This window comes from Companilactobacillus halodurans, assembly GCF_009600985.1.
In the GTDB taxonomy this organism is placed as follows: Bacteria; Bacillota; Bacilli; order Lactobacillales; family Lactobacillaceae; genus Companilactobacillus; species Companilactobacillus halodurans.
Genome location: NZ_VDFP01000219.1, coordinates 1 through 1,149, shown reverse-complemented (window position 1 = coordinate 1,149; position 1,149 = coordinate 1). Strand labels below are relative to the sequence as shown.

The following is a 1,149-nucleotide window of genomic DNA, read 5'->3' as shown; positions in this document are numbered from 1 at the left end:
CTGCAAATCTAATTGCTAGTAATTAGAAATCAAAAACTAGTCGGGAGTGAAATCTCTGTGGATGCTCAGTGGTGAAATTGTTCTTAGTGGGGAACCCACTTAGAACAAGGCCAGTATTTGAGATAATGTGAACTTCATTAGCTCAAATCTGTGCCCACCACGTTCCAGCGTCCACAGAGATTTCACGGACGACGGTATCCTTAAAACAATCTTTATAACTCTTCATTCGATATATCTATCATAACGGCTAAACCATTTTGGGTCGTTCGATTCTCCTTACAATTTCTTACATTTTTGTAAGTCATTGTTACATTAAGCGATATAATATTTTAGAGCGTCGATTCGCAAAGATGTTCTAAAATTTAAAACACTAAGGGGTGTATTTCCGATGGGGAAAAAAATGCCAGAAATGGATTCTAAAAAATCCTATATTAGCTGGCCTGTTGTTGCTTTAATGGATTTTGTTACAGTTATCGGATTCGATGACATTGTTTACAACTTTCATAACCAAGGATTAGGTATCGTATTTACTTGGATTCTTATGCTATTTTTATTCGTTGTACCTTATGAGATGATGGTTGGTCATCTTGGTTCAACTTTTAATGAAGAAGGTGGTGGCGTTACTTCTTGGGTTCGTGCCACTGGTGGTAACGTTTGGGGTTATATTTGTGCTTGGACTGTTTGGGTTTCAAGTTTGCCTTATATTGTCGATGTTGCTAATTCAACTTTGATTTCATTCGGTTGGTTGATTAACGGTAATAGTTCAATGTCAGACAAAATGAGTAACTCAATGTTTGCTCTATTGACAGCCGTCATCTTTACAATTTTTATCTTTATTCAACATCGTTTGAGAAATTCTCTTCAAATTTTGAGTATCATCGGTGGTGGTGCAATGTTTATCATCACTATTCTTTATGTGGTTATGACCTTCGTTTACTTGGGACAAGGCAACATGCCTCATACTCAACCATTTACGATTAAATCGTTTATTCCTAAATTTGATATGCATTATCTATCAACATTTGGACTAGTTATCTTTGCGATGAACGGATCAGAATTTGCGGCTCCATATGTTACTGAAATGAAAGATGGTAAGCGTGACTTTCCTAAAGCTATGTGGATGCTTGCAATCATGACAGGATTTTTAAC

The 1,149-nt window shown here is 36.4% G+C and carries 1 protein-coding gene; it reads left to right on the top strand.

What is annotated here, in order from left to right:
* Nucleotides 1–388: 388 nt before the first annotated feature.
* The coding region (locus FHL06_RS13750; RefSeq protein ID WP_153387215.1) for an APC family permease at nucleotides 389–1,149 on the top strand (761 nt) is incomplete at its 3' end.